This window comes from Plantactinospora sonchi, from assembly GCF_036422035.1.
Lineage (GTDB): Bacteria > Actinomycetota > Actinomycetes > Mycobacteriales > Micromonosporaceae > Plantactinospora > Plantactinospora sonchi.
Window position 1 is genome coordinate 19,906 of the sequence record NZ_JAZGQK010000031.1, and the last position, 14,952, is coordinate 34,857.

Annotated in this window: 12 protein-coding genes; 4 read left to right on the forward strand and 8 right to left on the reverse strand. The window is 73.4% G+C overall.

The features are described from left to right. The first annotated feature begins 155 nt into the window (after window positions 1-155). Window positions 156-935 (forward strand): SIR2 family NAD-dependent protein deacylase, encoded by a 780-nt coding sequence (locus V1633_RS30040; protein ID WP_331217670.1) that lies wholly within the window; start codon window positions 156-158, stop codon window positions 933-935. Here the strand turns inward: V1633_RS30040 and V1633_RS30045 are convergent. Genes V1633_RS30045 through V1633_RS30055 form a run of 3 tightly spaced genes read right to left on the reverse strand, consistent with a single transcriptional unit; the run spans window position 932 to window position 5,612 of the window. Continuing rightward, a complete protein-coding gene (locus tag V1633_RS30045) occupies window positions 932-1,948 on the reverse strand; it encodes an NAD-dependent epimerase/dehydratase family protein (RefSeq protein ID WP_331217671.1) in 1,017 nt (338 codons plus the stop codon). The two genes, V1633_RS30040 and V1633_RS30045, sit on opposite strands and share 4 nt — an antisense overlap. Next, window positions 1,942-4,593 (reverse strand): alpha/beta fold hydrolase, encoded by a 2,652-nt coding sequence (locus tag V1633_RS30050; RefSeq protein WP_331217672.1) that lies wholly within the window; start codon window positions 4,591-4,593, stop codon window positions 1,942-1,944. Before V1633_RS30050 ends, V1633_RS30045 begins: the two co-directional genes overlap by 7 nt. Next, window positions 4,590-5,612 (reverse strand): 3-oxoacyl-ACP synthase III, encoded by a 1,023-nt coding sequence (locus tag V1633_RS30055; RefSeq protein ID WP_331217673.1) that lies wholly within the window; start codon window positions 5,610-5,612, stop codon window positions 4,590-4,592. The genes V1633_RS30050 and V1633_RS30055 overlap by 4 nt, the downstream gene beginning before the upstream one ends. Before the next feature lie 664 nt (window positions 5,613-6,276). On the opposite strand from V1633_RS30055, the gene V1633_RS30060 reads away from it, so the two are divergent. Together V1633_RS30060 and V1633_RS30065 are read left to right on the forward strand one after the other, a co-directional pair. Further along, window positions 6,277-7,098 (forward strand): alpha/beta fold hydrolase, encoded by an 822-nt coding sequence (locus tag V1633_RS30060; RefSeq protein WP_331217674.1) that lies wholly within the window; start codon window positions 6,277-6,279, stop codon window positions 7,096-7,098. Window positions 7,099-7,455: 357 nt separating this feature from the next. Beyond that, window positions 7,456-9,078: a GAF domain-containing sensor histidine kinase gene (locus V1633_RS30065; protein ID WP_331217778.1), complete on the forward strand. Its 1,623-nt coding sequence runs from the start codon at window positions 7,456-7,458 to the stop codon at window positions 9,076-9,078. Between the two features lie 113 nt (window positions 9,079-9,191). Here the strand turns inward: V1633_RS30065 and V1633_RS30070 are convergent, their stop codons facing one another. Then, a complete protein-coding gene (locus V1633_RS30070) occupies window positions 9,192-9,830 on the reverse strand; it encodes a response regulator transcription factor (RefSeq protein ID WP_331217675.1) in 639 nt (212 codons plus the stop codon). Between the two features lie 216 nt (window positions 9,831-10,046). Between V1633_RS30070 and V1633_RS30075 the strand changes: the two genes are divergently transcribed. Further along, entirely contained in the window at window positions 10,047-11,051 is a 1,005-nt protein-coding gene (locus V1633_RS30075; protein ID WP_331217676.1) for an Acg family FMN-binding oxidoreductase, read from the forward strand. A 139-nt stretch (window positions 11,052-11,190) separates the two neighbouring features. On the opposite strand, the gene V1633_RS30080 is transcribed toward V1633_RS30075, so the two are convergent. Genes V1633_RS30080 through V1633_RS30095 form a run of 4 tightly spaced genes read right to left on the reverse strand, consistent with a single transcriptional unit; the run spans window position 11,191 to window position 14,938 of the window. After that, window positions 11,191-12,072 carry an ECF transporter S component gene (locus tag V1633_RS30080; RefSeq protein WP_331217677.1) on the reverse strand — a complete coding sequence of 294 codons (882 nt, stop codon included), beginning with the start codon at window positions 12,070-12,072 and terminating at the stop codon, window positions 11,191-11,193. Beyond that, the gene (locus V1633_RS30085; protein WP_331217678.1) at window positions 12,069-13,679 is read right to left on the reverse strand and encodes an ABC transporter ATP-binding protein; all 1,611 of its coding nucleotides are present in this window, start codon (window positions 13,677-13,679) and stop codon (window positions 12,069-12,071) included. The genes V1633_RS30080 and V1633_RS30085 overlap by 4 nt, the downstream gene beginning before the upstream one ends. Beyond that, window positions 13,676-14,815: an energy-coupling factor transporter transmembrane component T gene (locus tag V1633_RS30090; protein WP_331217679.1), complete on the reverse strand. Its 1,140-nt coding sequence runs from the start codon at window positions 14,813-14,815 to the stop codon at window positions 13,676-13,678. Before V1633_RS30090 ends, V1633_RS30085 begins: the two co-directional genes overlap by 4 nt. After that, entirely contained in the window at window positions 14,816-14,938 is a 123-nt protein-coding gene (locus V1633_RS30095; RefSeq protein ID WP_331217680.1) for a hypothetical protein, read from the reverse strand. Window positions 14,939-14,952 lie beyond the last annotated feature (14 nt).

Sequence of the window (14,952 nt, forward strand, 5' to 3'; positions counted from 1 at the left end):
TGTCCCGCCGTCCTGCGGGCGTCCTGCCCTGTCCCGCCGTCCTGCGGGGCGGGGCGTCAGCGCCTCCGCCGGTCCCCTCCGACCGGCACCGGTCAGCACAGGGTGGTCACGAGCGGGGGCTGGCGTGCTCCCTGCGGGCTGGCAGGATCTTCCGGATGAGTGCTCTGCCACCCGGGGTCGCCGCGCTCCTCGGCCAGGCCCGCAGGGTTGTCGTCTTCACCGGTGCCGGGATCTCGGCCGAGAGCGGCGTACCGACGTTCCGTGACGATCTCACCGGGTTGTGGGCCCGCTTCGACGCCGAGCGGCTCGCCACTCCCGAGGCGTTCCACACCGACCCGGATCTGGTCTGGGGCTGGTACGAGTGGCGGCGCGCCCGGGTGCGTCGGGCCGAGCCGAATGCCGGACACCGGGCCACCGCCGCCATCGAAGCCCTCGTCCCGGGCACCGTTGTGATCACCCAGAACGTCGACGACCTGCACGAACGGGCCGGATCCCACGCTCCGATCCACCTGCACGGCAGTCTCTTCGCACCCCGCTGTGTGGCGGAGGCGGGGCACCCGGCGGCCTTTCCGGCGGTGGAGGGCGGTCAGGGCGACGAGCCGGGGGAAGGACGCCGGATACCACCGCCCCGATGTGCCGACTGCGGCGCACTCGTCCGTCCCGGCGTGGTCTGGTTCGGCGAGGCACTGCCCGGGGCGGCGTTGAGCGCGGCAGTCGACGCGGCGGCGGCGTGCGACGTACTGCTGACGGTCGGCACCTCCGGCGTCGTGTATCCGGCCGCCGAGATCCCCCGGATCGCGGCACACTCCGGCGCCACCGTCATCCAGATCAACCCGGAGCCGACACCGCTCGACCGGATATCCGCCGTCAACCTGCGAGGGTCCGCGGCCCAGATGCTCCCCACCCTGGTGGACGCCGCCTGGAAGGCGGCCTAGCTGTACCACCCGGCGGGGTCGGTCCGGTCGCCGGCGTCGCCCGGGCGGGCGGCGGCCAGCCGGGCGAATCCCTCCTCCATGCTGACCCGTGGTGACCAGCGCAGTGCCTCCCGGGTCCGGCGTTGGTCGAACCAGTGCGCGGTGGACAACTGTTCGGCCAGGAACCGGGTCATCGGCGGTTCGTCGGTGCGCCGCAGTGCCGACCAGAGGCGCTCCACCACGGCGCCGCCGGTCCTGGCCACGCCCACCGGCACCCGGAGCCGTGGTGACGGCGCCCCGGCGGCGGCGCAGATCCGGTCGACCAACTCGGCCACCGTCCGCGGCTCGCCGTTGGACACCACAAAAGCCCGTCCGTGTACGCCGGTCTCGGGCGCCCGGTCGAGCGCGGCGACCAGGGCGTCGGCGGCGTTGTCGACGTACGTGGTGTCGATCAGGGCGGTGCCTCGACCGACCAGGGCCAGCCGGCCCGACCGGGCCCGTTCGACGATCCGGGCGACCAGTTGGGTGTCACCCGGTCCCCAGACGAGATGGGGGCGGACCGCCACGACGGCGAGATCGGGCGAGTCGGCGGCCAACGCGAGCAGCTCGGCCGAGGCCTTGCTGCGCGCGTAGTTGCCCCGGGCCCGTCCCGGGTCGGCCGGCTCGGCGTCGACGCCGACCAGTCCGGCACCGTGGTGGGCGACGGACGGGGAGGAGACGTGCACGAACCGGGACACGCCGGCTCGCCGGGCAGCGGCGAGCAGGGCGGTGGTGCCACCGACGTTGGCCCGTTCGAACAGTTCCCAGGCTCCGGTCATCGACACCTTCGCGGCCAGGTGGACCACCGCGTCGACCCCGCTGACGGCCGCGCGTACCGCATCCGGGTCGGTGATGTCGCCCCGTCGCTCGTCGACGTCGGTCAGGCCGGAGGGCCGCCGCTGCAGGACCCGGACGTCGTCTCCCCGGCGGGCCAGGACGGTGGCGACGGCGCGGCCGAGCATGCCGCTGGCACCGGTGACCAGGACTTTCACCATCCGCTGAGCCTCCCACCGGCGAGCACCCGTTCGGCCCACCGGCTCAGCCGGGAACGGTCGATCTTCGAGTTGTGCCGGATGTCGGTGGGTAACGACGGAACCAGCAGCACGGCCGCGACCGGCGGCGCGACGACCCCGCGTACCGCGTCGGCGAGTTCCCGGCCCGCCAGCCGGGGTCGGCGTACCGGGGGCCGGGTCTCGGCGACGACCACCACCTGCGCCACACCACGCGGACCCACCCCGACCACGGCGGCCCGGGCGACCTGCGGCAACGACTCCACCTGCTGCTCGATCCCGACGGGCGTGAGTACGCCCTCAGCGGTGACCAGCACGTGCGCCAGCCGGCCCTGTACCCAGAGCCGGCCGTCCGGATCGAGCCTGCCGACGTCCCCGGTGCGGTGCCAGCCCGGGTTCCGGGAGCTGGCCCGCTCGGTCAGCCAGAGGGCGTCGTACCGGTCCTTGACGTGCGCCGCCCTGACCATGATCTCGCCGGTCCGCCCGACCGGGCAGCCGGGCTCGGCCGCGGGTTCACCGGTCTCGTCCAGCACGGCGATCGCCACCCGCACCCCGGGCAGCGGTCGGCCGACGCAGACACCGTCACCCGGCCCGACGTCGACGATCTCGTCGAGGGTGATGTCGGTGACCGGCAGGACCTCGGTCATCCCGTACGGGGTGTGTGGCTGTGCCCCGGGCATCAGCGCCCGCGCCTGGGCGAGCAGCGGTGCGGGCACCGGTGCGCCGGCGCTGAACAGCAGTCGGACCCCCGCCAGCGCGGCGCGCTGCCGGGGATCCAGCAGATCGCCGGTGTCGACCACGTTGCGCAGTGCCGCCGGTGAGGCGAACACCGCCGAGGCGTCGACCGCGGCCGTCGCCTCGGCGAGGGCGGCGGCGGTCAGCGTCCGGGGTGCGGTCACCGACATGTCCGGGATCGCCGAGGACGCGCCGAGGGCCGGACCGAAGAGTGCGAACGGCGCGAACGCCGCCACGATCCCGGCCTCGGCGTCCAGGCCGAGACCGGAGAGCGCGTCCCGCATCGCGGCGAGCTGACGGTGGGTGTAGACGGCGCCCTTCGCCGGCCCGGTGGAACCGGAGGTGAACAGCACCGCGGCGTCGTCGTCCGGCTCAGGTGGGTCCGGCAGCTCCCGCTGCCCCGCGCCGAGCCGGGCGAGCTTGCCCAGGGTCAACGCGCCCAGCGCGGCGGCACCGGGTCCGGCTCCGAGACGCCGTCCCGGCCAGCGCAGCGCCCGGGCGACGGCGAGCCCGGGACCGATGGCGATGAGATGCGCGGGAGCGGCGCCGCGCAGTGCCCGGTTCATCCCGGTCAGTCCCAGACCCGGGTCGGCGACCACGATCACCGCGCCGATACGCAGGCAGGCGTAGACGGCGGCGGTCAGGTCGGCGCCGGGTGGTACCAGCAGCGCCACCCGGTCGCCGTGGCGTACTCCGGAGGCGGACAGCCCGGCCGCGATCTCCCGGATCCGCCGCCACAGCAGCGACCAGCTCACCTGTCGGCCGCCCCGGGCCAGTTCGACCAGCGCGGCGGACCGGTCGTCGGCACGTTCCTCCAGCGCCGCCCAGAGTGGACGCCAGGCCGGGACGGACTCCGGAGCGGGATCCACGGCCGGCGCGGTTTCCGGCGCCGGATCCGTCGGCCCTGCTGCCGGCGCGGTCTCCGGCCCCGGGTCGGCGGCCGCCACCACACTCGGTTGGTCCAGATCGGTCACCCAGCGTTCCACGGCACCGGCGACGTCGGCGTCCTCGGCGAGCAGGTGCCCCGCACCCTCGAACCGGTGCAGCTGGGCATGCGGCAGCCGGGCGCGCAGGTCACGCAGGTGTGCCTGGCCGAAGACCGGGTCGCGGGGCCCCCACAGCAGCAGGGCCGGCACCTCGGCCAGCGTGTCCAGGCGCTCCGCCACCTCGGTCAGTGCGGACCAGCTCGGGTGCTCGGGGGTGAGCGGGATGTCCGCCACGAAACCACCGATCGCCGCCCGCCGGTCCGGCGACCGGTACGGGGCGAGGTAGCCGTCGCGGACCGGGGCCGGCAGCGACGGATTCGCCAGCGCGAGGGTGGCCAGCAGGAACGTCGGCGTGGACACGGTCACCGCCGGCAGGACGCCGGGCAGTCGGGCCAGCCGGATCAGCGCGGGTGCCGGTGACCCGCTCGGCTGGTGCACCGCCGTGTTCGTCAGCACCACGCCGCGTAGCTGGTCGCGGTGACGCAGCGCCCAGCCCAGCGAGATGGCTCCGCCCCAGTCGTGCCCGACCGTGACCACCGGGCCGGTCAGGCCGAGAGCGTCCGTGACGGTACCGAGGTCGGCGATCCGTTGCGCGAGCGGGCGTACGGTGCCGGTGCGCTCGGAGAAACCCATGTCCAGATGGTCGACGGCGACGACCCGCCAGGGCGGCGCGCCGGGTCGGCTGAACCGGGCCAGCACGTGCCGCCACAGGTACGACCAGGTGGGGTTGCCGTGTACGCACAGCAGCGTTCCCGCGTACCCGGTGTGATCAGTCGTTCCGCTCCAGGCGCTGTCCAGCACGTGCCAGGTACGCCGTACGCCCTGGCTGTCCAGCGCGGTGACCGACCGGGACCAGGCGTGCTCCAGACCGGGCAGGGCCGGCGGCCCCCACTGCCCCGGGCCGGTCACCACACGATCTCCAGCGCGCAGGTGTTGAGGCCGGAGCCGACTCCCATGCACAACACCCGCTCGCCGGGGCTGAGCGAGTCGGCGTTCTGTGCCAGGGTCAGCGGCAGCGACGCCGGTCCGACGTTGCCCAGCAGCGGGAACGTCACCGGGACCCGGGCCGGGTCGAGGCCGAGCCGGTCGACGACACCACGGGTGTGGGCCACCGAGACCTGATGCATCACGTACAGGTCCATCTTCTGCCAGTCCCAGGGGCCGACATGCGCCCAGGTCGCCTCGGCCAGTTCCAGTCCCGCGTCGAGCAGCCCCTTCGCGTCGGTACGCATCCTCGTGTGGTCCCCCACGCACAACTCGTGGTGCTGCGTGGCCGCCCGGCTCACCCCGCCGATCAACCGGTGGCCGTCCGGGTGTGCGTCCGCGGCGGCCAGCACCATCGCCGCCGCACCTGAGCCGAGGGTCAACGTGGCGAACTGGTCCCGGACGTCGGCGCGGGTCGTCCGCGGGCCGCGTAGCCGGTCGATGGTCGCCTGTTGCGCCTGCCGGGAACACTCCCCGGCGACGACCAGCGCGTACCGGATCTGCCCGGCGTCGATCATGTTCGCGGCGACCTGCATACCGTTGACGAATCCGAGGCAGGCGTTGGCGATGTCGAAGTTCAACGCCGTCTGCGGCAGACCCAGCGAGTGGTGGACGGCCACCGCCGTCGACGGCTCCAGATGTGCCCGGGACACCGACGTGTTGATGAGCAGACCGACGTCGTGCGCGTCGACGCCCGCCTCCGACAGCGCCTTCGCCCCGGCCGTCACCGCGGCGTCGACGAAGCTGACGTCGTCCGGCCACCAGCGCCGCTCCCGGATGCCGGCGATCCGCTGGAGCATGCCCCGGCGCAGCCGCAGCCGTTCGAGGGTCCCGCTCAACTCGTCGTCGATCTGGTCGGAGGTCACGACCACCGGTGCCTCCAACGCCGTCACTGACAGCACCACCGTGTTGCTGTAGCGATATGCCGCGTTACCGTCCGTCATCCAGCCCCCGTCCCTCGCCCGCCCCGAAGGCTCGAAGTTATCCACTCCGCTCCCCAGCCACCAATGATCGAGCGGCTCAGCGGTGAGCATCACCCGCCCAACCCGACCTCCGAAGGTCGCCACCGGGCCGACGGGAGTAGGGAATCCCGCTTCCGGAACCGACTGCCGACGCCGAAGGCGGGTACGACGGCGGTCACCCGCGTCGCGTACGGGCCGCTCCGCTGTGGACCGAAAGGTCGTACCGGTGCCGGTGGGGGACGGCTCCGGACCGTTCGACGTACCCGGGCAGGACCGGCCGGGTACCCCGTTCGGGGCGGCGGGCCGGACGGCGTCGCCCGGTGTGGCCATCCACGGCGGCTGCCAGTGCATGAACCCGTACCGGCCGGGAGGAACGGACCCGCGACGAGCGCGACGACAACCAGCCGTGTTTGCGGCCCGGATTCCCATCTGGCTATGTTTGGGGTTTTCCGGGCTGATTGACGGGATGGCCCAGGTCGCGCTCGATCGCGGGTGCCGACCCGTCATCCGCCGCCACAACCTGGTGAAAGCCGGCAAGATGCAGATATCGGAGTGAACCGGCCGGGCTCCTCGCCGGAAAGGCTCCGTCGGTCGGCCCCGCACGGGTCGGGCCGAGTCACCGAATCGACGGCGTACGGGGGAAGTCATGGGTCAGGTCACCGCCAAGGACGGCACCCGGATCTACTACAAGGACTGGGGCACCGGCCCGGTCGTCACCTTCTCCCACGGTTGGCCGCTGACGGCTGACGCGTGGGACGGTCAGATGCTCTTCCTGGCGCAGAACGGGTTCCGGGTGGTCGCGCACGACCGACGGGGTCACGGCCGGTCGGACCAGGCCTCGGCGGGCAACGACATGGACGGGTACGCCGACGACCTCGCCGCCGTGATCGAGGCGTTGGACCTGACCGACGCCACCCTGGTCGGCCACTCCACCGGCGGTGGGGAGGTCGCCCGCTACATCGGCCGGCACGGCACACGCCAGGTGGCCAGGGCGGTGCTCATCTCCGCCGTACCGCCGATCATGGTGCAGACGCCGGACAATCCCGAGGGCCTGCCGATCCAGGTGTTCGACGACCTGCGCGCCAACCTCGTCAAGGACCGGTCGCAGTTCTACCAGGACCTGGCCCAGATGTTCTACGGAGCGAACCGGCCCGGGGCAAAGGTGTCCAAGGGCACTCTCGACCAGTTCTGGCTGTGGAGCATGCAGGCCGGCCTGAAGAACTCCTACGAGAGCATCAAGGCCTTCTCGGAGACCGACTTCCGCGACGACCTGGCCAAGTTCGACGTCCCCACGCTGGTGATGCACGGCGAGGACGACCAGATCGTCCCGGTCAACGACTCCGCGCACAAGACCGCGCAACTGGTCGCGAACGCGCAGGAGATCTACTACCCCGGCGCACCGCACGGGATGACCGCGACCCTCCAGGACCAGGTCAACAAGGATCTGCTCGCCTTCCTGCGCAGCTGACCCGCGCGACACCACCCGCTGACCGGGCCGGACGCCGGGAGCCCGCTCCGGCCCGCGATACGCCCTCGCCGGCCTGCCCGACCCGGCGCGGGGCTGGCCGGCCTGCCGGAACCGGCGCGGGGCTGGCCGGCCTGCCGGAACCGGCGCGGGCTGGCGTACCCGGGCCGACAACTCGTCGGCGGCGCCGTACGGCGTAGGGCGACCCCGCTCCGGGACTGCCGAGGTCGGCCCTCCGGTCGGTAACATCGGCCGGTGGCCGAGCCAACGCAGCCGTCTCCGACCGAGGCGGGCTTCCCGGCACCGTCGTTGGGTCTCACGCCGCTGTCCCGGATCCGGCTCGACGAACTGCTCCAGGAGATGCTGGACCGGGTCGGTGAGGTGGTCACCAGCCGGGAGCGGCTGCGCGCGCTCCTGGACGCGGTCGTCGGCATCAGCACCGACCTGGACCTGCACAGCACCCTGGACCGGATCGTGGTCGCGGCCTGCCGGCTCGCCGGCGCCCGGTACGGCGCACTCGGCATCATCGGGCCCGACCGGCAACTGACCGACTTCATCACCCACGGCCTCGACGCCACGACCCGGGACCGGATCGGCGACCTGCCGCACGGCCGGGGCGTACTCGGCCTGCTGATCGCCGACCCCCGGCCGGTACGGATGCCCGACATCACCCGGCACCCCCAGTCGTACGGCTTCCCGCCCAACCACCCGCCGATGCACAGTTTCCTCGGCGTGCCGGTACGCATCCGGGACCAGGTGTTCGGCAATCTCTACCTCGCCGAGAAGCAGGGCACGGCCGAGTTCACCGACGACGACGAGGAGATCGTCGTGGCGCTCGCCGCCGCCGCCGGGGTGATCATCGAGAACGCCCGGCTGTTCGCCGTGGCACATCGGCGCGAGCGGTGGCTCGCGGCTGCCGCCGAGATCACCGGGGTGCTGCTGGGCGAGGTACGCCGCACCGACGCGCTGCGGCTGATCGCCCGGCGGGCCCGGGAGGTCGCCGAGGCCAACCTGGCTCTCGTCCTGCTCTACGACGACGACACCGGACAGCTCACCGTCGAGGTCGCGGACGGCGGGGGCGCCGGTGACCTGGTCGGCACGGTGCTGGCCGCCGCCGACACCGACCTTGTCGAACCGGTGACCCGACGCCGGCAGGCGGTGCTGGAGAGCCTCGCCAAGGCGGCGCCCTGGCCCGCGCCGGTCGGTGCCGGCCCGGCGGTGATCTCACCGCTGACCGCCGGCGACACCCTGCACGGTGTGCTCGTCATCGCCTACCCGATCGGTCAGCAGGTGGGCACCGACGTGGACGGCACCCTGCTGGCGACGTTCGCCGGGCAGGCGGCGCTGGCCCTGGAACGGGCCCGGGCGCAGGAGGAACGGGAACTGCTGGTGGTCCTGGAGGACCGTGAGCGGATCGCCCGGGACCTGCACGACGTGGTGATCCAGCGGCTGTTCGCGATGGGCCTCCAACTCCAGACGGTGGCACCGCTGGCCGGCCGGCCGGACGTACGGCAGCGGCTCAACGACACCGTCGACGATCTGGACGCCACCATCCGGGACATCCGACGGGCGATCTTCGAGCTGCGTACCCCGATGACCGCCGCGCTCCGGACCGAGATCCGGGACCTGGTCGCCGGCTTCGCCGGGTCGTTGGGGTTCCGTCCGGGATTGGAGATGTCCGGCCCGGTGGACAGCGCGGTACCGGACCGGTTACGTCCCGACCTGCTCGCGGTCCTCGGCGAAGCGCTCTCGAACGTGGTCCGGCATGCCCGGGCAAGCCGGGTCACGGTGTTCGTCGAGGTACGCGACGGCGAACTGGCGGTCCGGGTGGTTGACGACGGGGCGGGCACCGATCCGGCGCGGGCCCGGGGCGGCCTGGTCAACCTGCGGGAACGCGCGGAGACGCACGGTGGCACCTTCGACATCGGCCGAAGCGAGCCGACCGGTACGACGATCGCCTGGCGGGTACCGCTGCGGGACTGAGCCGGTGTCGACGCGCTCGGCCCTGGTACGCCGCCCGGCACCGACCCGCCCGCCCTGAACCGCCAGGTCCCGCCGACAGGGCCCGCCAGGTCGGGTCAGCCGGGCCGGGCGGCTCAGTGTCGTTCGCCGAGCAGTCGGGTGGCCAGCACCGCGGCCTGGGTACGCCGTTCCAGCCCGAGCTTGGCCAGCAGGCTGGAGACGTAGTTCTTCACGGTCTTCTCGGCCAGGAACATCTTCGCGGCGATCTCCCGGTTGGTGAGCCCTTCCGCCACGTACTCCAGGATCCGGCGCTCCCGTTCGGTCAGGGACTGGAACTCGGTGGGCTGCTCGACACCGATGCGGATCCGTTCGAGCACCCGGGCGGTGACCGCCGGGTCCAGTAGAGACTGGCCGGCCGCCACCCGGCGGACCGCGTCGACCAGGTCCGTGCCACGAATCTGCTTGAGCACGTACCCGGCCGCCCCGGCCATGATCGCCGCGAACAGTGCCTCGTCGTCCTCGTACGAGGTCAGCACCAGACCCTTGATCGTGGAGTCGACCGCCCGTACGTCCCGGCACACGTCGATGCCGTTGCCGTCCGGCAGGCGGGCGTCCAGGATCGCCACGTCCGGCCGAAGCGCGGGAATCCGGCGCGTCGCCTCCTGGGCGGACCCGGACTCGCCGACCACCTCGATATCACCGTCGCTCTGCAGCAGGTCGGCCAGGCCGCGCCGGACCACTTCGTGGTCGTCGAGCAGGAAGACACGAATCACCCCTTGTTCCTACCCGCCGTCGGCCTGGACCGACAGGGCCGAAGGTCCCGAGCCGGGGACCTTCGGCGGGGGACCACGGCCCGTCGGAGAGGGGACCTGGGGCCCTGCCCCCGCCGCCCGGGTCGGCCCCATCGTGGTGGTGTCGAGACCGGACGAGGAGCAGTCCGCTGTCGACGAGCCGACGTGGTGTGTCGACCCCGACGAGGAGTGACCGTGATGACCGCAGACCCGAACACCGCCCCGACGCCCACCGAGGTTCGGGCCGCGCTGACCGCCGCCGCCCGGTACGCCCTCCGCGCGCCCTCGGTGTTCAACACCCAGCCGTGGCGCTGGCGGGTCGGCCCCGGCGACGTGCTGACCCTGCGGGCCGACCCGACAAGGCAGCTGCGCAGCACCGACGCCCAGCGCCGGCTGCTGCTGGTCAGCTGTGGGGCCGCCCTGCACCACGCGCGGCTGGCGCTGGCCGTCGCCGGTCACCGTACCGAGGTCACCCGGGTTCCGGACGACTCCGACCCGGACCTGCTGGCCACGGTCACGGTCGTCGGTCGGCACGACCCGGAGCCGGCGGAGATCCGCCAGCATCTCGCCGGGTCCCGCCGACGTAGTGACCGGCGGGCGTTCGCCGACCGGCCGGTCCCCAGGGCAATGGTCGACAGGCTGCGTACGGTCGTCGAGGCCGAGGGTGCCCACCTGCACCTGGTCCGCCCTGACCAGCTGTCGATGCTCGCCGTCGCGACCGCCAACGCCGCCGCCGCCGAACTGGACGACCCGGCGTACCGGGCCGAACTCCGCCGCTGGACGAACCGGCCCTCGGACAGCCGCGACGGCGTGCCGAGCACCTCGGCGGTCGGCCCGGCACCCCGCCGGGTGCCGATCCGCGACCACGCCCTCGGCGGCACACCCGGCCTGGACGCCGGTGCGGGAACCGACCGCGGAGCCGCGTACGTCATCCTGTTCGGTCGCGGCGACAGCCCGCGCGATCTGCTCACCGGCGGCGAGGCACTGTCCGCCCTGCTGCTCACCGCCGTCGCCGACGGCCTCGCCACCGCCCCGCTCAGCGACCCGATCGAGCTGGACTGGCCCCGTTGGCTGATGCGCGACCTGCTCGCCGGCGTCGGCGAGCCGTACCTGGTGATCCGGCTCGGCTTCGCCGTCGACGCCACGCCGCCGCCGGGCGTGCCGCGCCGGGAGCCGGCCGACGTGATCGAGTTCGTCGACTGAGGCGACGCCCCGTCGAGGCTGACCCGACAGCGGCGGGCGGATGTCGCCAGGAAGCTGGCCGGCACCCGGTCCGGCGCGGAGGGCCGGTCCACGGGCTGCTGGTACGGCATCGCCGGCGCCGCCTGGGCCGACGTCCTGTTCATGCTCGGCCCGGCCGCCAACGCCCCTGCCCCGGCCGGAGTGGTTCGAACTCGACGGGGTCGTCGAAGGCGGCCCGGCGGGCGGCCCTCCGCAGCACGGCGAGTACGGCCGGACCGGCGAGCAGGATGACGACGGTGTTGGTCAGGGCGCGGCCGGTGTCCCAGCCGAGAGTCGAGGTGGTGAGGGTGAAGACGGCGAACCGGTGCAGGTTGTCCAGCAGTGGGTCGCCGGCGACGAAGTCGAGCTGGGTGCCCTGGGAGACGTAGGGCCAGAACCACATGTTCATCAGGAAGCCGAAGAAGTAGGCCGCGAAGATGCCGTACCCGGCGAGCACGGCGATCTCGGCGCGTCCACGTACGCGGCGCGGCAGCAGGCCGGCACCGAGCCCCACCCAGGCGGAGGCGATCATCTGGAACGGGAGCCAGGGCCCGATGCCGGCGGTCAGCAGCGCCGAGGCGAAGAGGCTGGTGCAGCCGAGGACAAATCCGAAGCCGGGACCGAAGACCCGCCCGGCCAGCACGAGCATGAAGAACACGGTTTCGATGCCGGCGGTTCCGGCGCCCAGCGGCCGCAACGCGGCGTTGACGGCGGAGAGGACACCGAGCATGGCCAGGGCCTTGGTGTCGATGCCGCCGGAGGTGAGTTCGCTCAGGACGACGGCGATCATGACCGGCAGGATCACCACGAAGACCAGCGGGGCGTCCGAGGAGTGGGCCATCGCCGTCGGCACCGGGGTGGTGAACAGCGGCCAGAGGAACATCGCCAGCCCGGCGGCCGAGGCGAGGACGAGGACCACCGAGTTGCGGGCCCGCAGGCGTACCAGCGACCGGTGGACGCCTCCAGGGTGACCTGTCGGGGTCTGCGGCGGGCCGCTGGTCATGCCGGGGTTCCGTCCAGCGCGGCGGCGACCTGGTCGACGGTGAGCCACGGCAGCGGGTCGAGGACCTTGGCCACCTGCGGGGCGAAGGCGGGTGAGGCGACCACCACCTCGGGCGTCGGTCCGTCGGCGACGACGCTCCCCTCGGCCATCACCACCACCCGGTCCGCGGCGGTGGCGACGAACTCGACGTCGTGGGTGGCGACGACGACGCCGCGACCGTCGGCGGCGAGCTGGCGCACCATCGCCGCGAAGTGTTTCTTGCCCGGATAGTCGAGGCCGCGGGTCGGCTCGTCGAGCAGCACGACCGCCGGGGCGGCGACCAGCTGCACGGCCAGGACCAGGGCGAGTCGCTGCCCCTCGGAGAGGTCCCTGGGGTGCCGCTGTCCGGGAATGCCCGGCACGAGCCGGTCCAGCAGAGCCCGACAGGACCCCGCCACCGCGCCGGACTCCTGGTCGGCCTGCGCGCACTCGGCGTCGACGGTCTCCAGGTAGAGCAGGTCACTCGCGGTCTGCGGGACGAGGCCGACGAGCCTGCGGGCCTCGCGGGCGGGTCGCCTCCCGGGGTCCACACCGTTGACGTCGACCCGGCCGCCCTGGCGCGGACCCGAACCCTGCAACGCCCACAGCAGCGAGGACTTGCCCGAGCCGTTACGTCCCATCAGCGCGGTGACGGTTCCGGCGCGCAGGTCGAGGTCGACACCGCGTACCGCGAACACGGCGCCGTACCGGACCACCACCTGTCGGGCACGCAGGAGGACCGGACCCTCCACGGTGGCCGCCGGGGGCGGGGACACCGAGGCGAGCCGGGTACGCAGCGGGGCCGCGAGCCGGCGGGCGTCGCGTACCGACAGGGGCAGCGGGTGCCAGCCGGCGAGCCGACCCAGCTCGACCACGGGTGGGGCGACCGCCGCACCGGTCAACACCTCGGCCGGCGTACCGGTGACGACGCTGCCGTCGCCGGGCAGGTAGACGAGCCGGTCGGCGTACTGGACGACCCGCTCCAGGCGGTGTTCGGCCACCACGACGGTCACCCCCAGGTCGTGCACCAGCCGGGTGATCGCGGCCAGCACCTCCTCGGCGGCGGTCGGGTCCAGCGCCGACGTGGGTTCGTCGAGGACCAGGACCTTCGGGTGGGCGGTGAGCACGGCGCCGATCGCGACCCGCTGCTGCTGGCCGCCGGAGAGGGTACGCAGTGGACGTCGGCGCAGTTCGGCGATGCCGAGCAGGTCGAGGGTCTCCTCGACGCGCTTGCGCATCACCGGTGCGGGTACGGCGAGCTGCTCCATCCCGTACGCCAGTTCCTCCTCCACGGTGTCCGTGGTGAAGCCGGCGAGCGGATCCTGGCCCACGACGCCCACCAGGTCGGCGAACTCGCGGGGCGGCTGGTCGCGGGTGCTGCGACCGGCGACGGTGACCCGGCCCCGCAGCCGTCCCCCGGTGAAGTGCGGCACGAGGCCGTTGACCGCCCGCAGCAGCGTCGACTTGCCCGCACCGGTACGCCCGGCGACCAGGCACAGCTCCCCCTCGCCGATGTGCAGGCTCACCCCGCTGATCGCCGGGTCCGCCGCGTCGGCGTAGGTCATCGTGACGTCGTCGAACTCGATCATCGGAGGGCGGGCTCTTCCGGGGTCGCCGCGACGGCTGCCGCCGCAGGGTCGGTCTCGTCGGGTGGGGGCGGCGCCAGCCAGGCGGGGAGCAACCCGGTGAGGATCGCCGCGGCCGGCAGGACCGCGAACTGCGGCCAGGCCAACGGGCTGAGCGAGGGGTAGAGATTGCCGGGTTCCACCCGGGTGGTCAGGTAGAGCCCGGCGGCGGCCGCGATCCCGCAGGCGGCGACGAGCGCCTCCGGCCAGCCGAACCGGTCCGGGCGGTACACGGTGCGCAGCACCCGTCGGCCGCCAACGGTCAGGCCGGCGGCGGCGACCAGCACGCCGGTGGCCAGCATCGGCAGCCCGAGGTAGCGGGGGGTGGAGGCGTCCAGCAGCCCGTACACCCCGACACACACCCCGCACAGCCCGCCGACCACCAGAAGTCCGGTGAGTGTGTGCACCGCCGCCGACTGGCGCCCCCGGCGACCGTAGCCGCGCGAGTCCATCGCCGCGGCCAACGCCAGCGACCGGTCCAGCGCGTCGGCCAGCACCGGGATGACGATGCCCCGCAGGGCGCGCGGGCCACCGCCCCGGGCACCCCGCAACCGCCGTGCCCGCCGGACCCGCAGCACGCTCTCCACCAGCTGCGGCGCGACCGACAGCGCCACGACGACGGCGGTGCCGACCTCGTAGAGGGCCGCGGGTACGGCCCGCAGCAGCCGTTTCGGGTTGGCCAGGGCGTTCGCGGCGCCGAGGCAGATCACCATCGTGGCCAACCGGAGCCCGTCGTAGACGCCGCCGAGCACCTGTTCCACGGCGACCGGCCCGAACAGCCGGATACCGGCCGCCAGTTCCGGCAACGGGATCTCCGGCAGGATGAACAGGACGTGATCACCCTGTCCGCCGCCGAAGACGATCCGGAACACCACCCGGGAGAGCACGATGATCGCGCCGAGCCACAGGTAGAGCCGGAAGCCCAGGGCCCACGGCGCGTCACCCCGGCGGGCCGCGACCACACAGGCCGCCACGCCGATGATCAGTGCCAGCAGCAGCGGGTTGGTGGTGCGGGTGGCCGCGGTGGCGAGCCCCAACGCCCACAGCCACCACGCGCCGGGATGCAACGCCCGTGGCACCCGCCGCGACAGGGTGCCCACCTAGTTGACGCGACGCCGGGCGGTGGCCACACCGCCGGTGGCGAGCGTGGTCGCGCCGGTGCCGACGAGGAACGCGAGCAGGACCAGCGCCGGCTGGAGCCGGGCGACTAGACCAGGAGCCATCAGAGGGTCGCCTT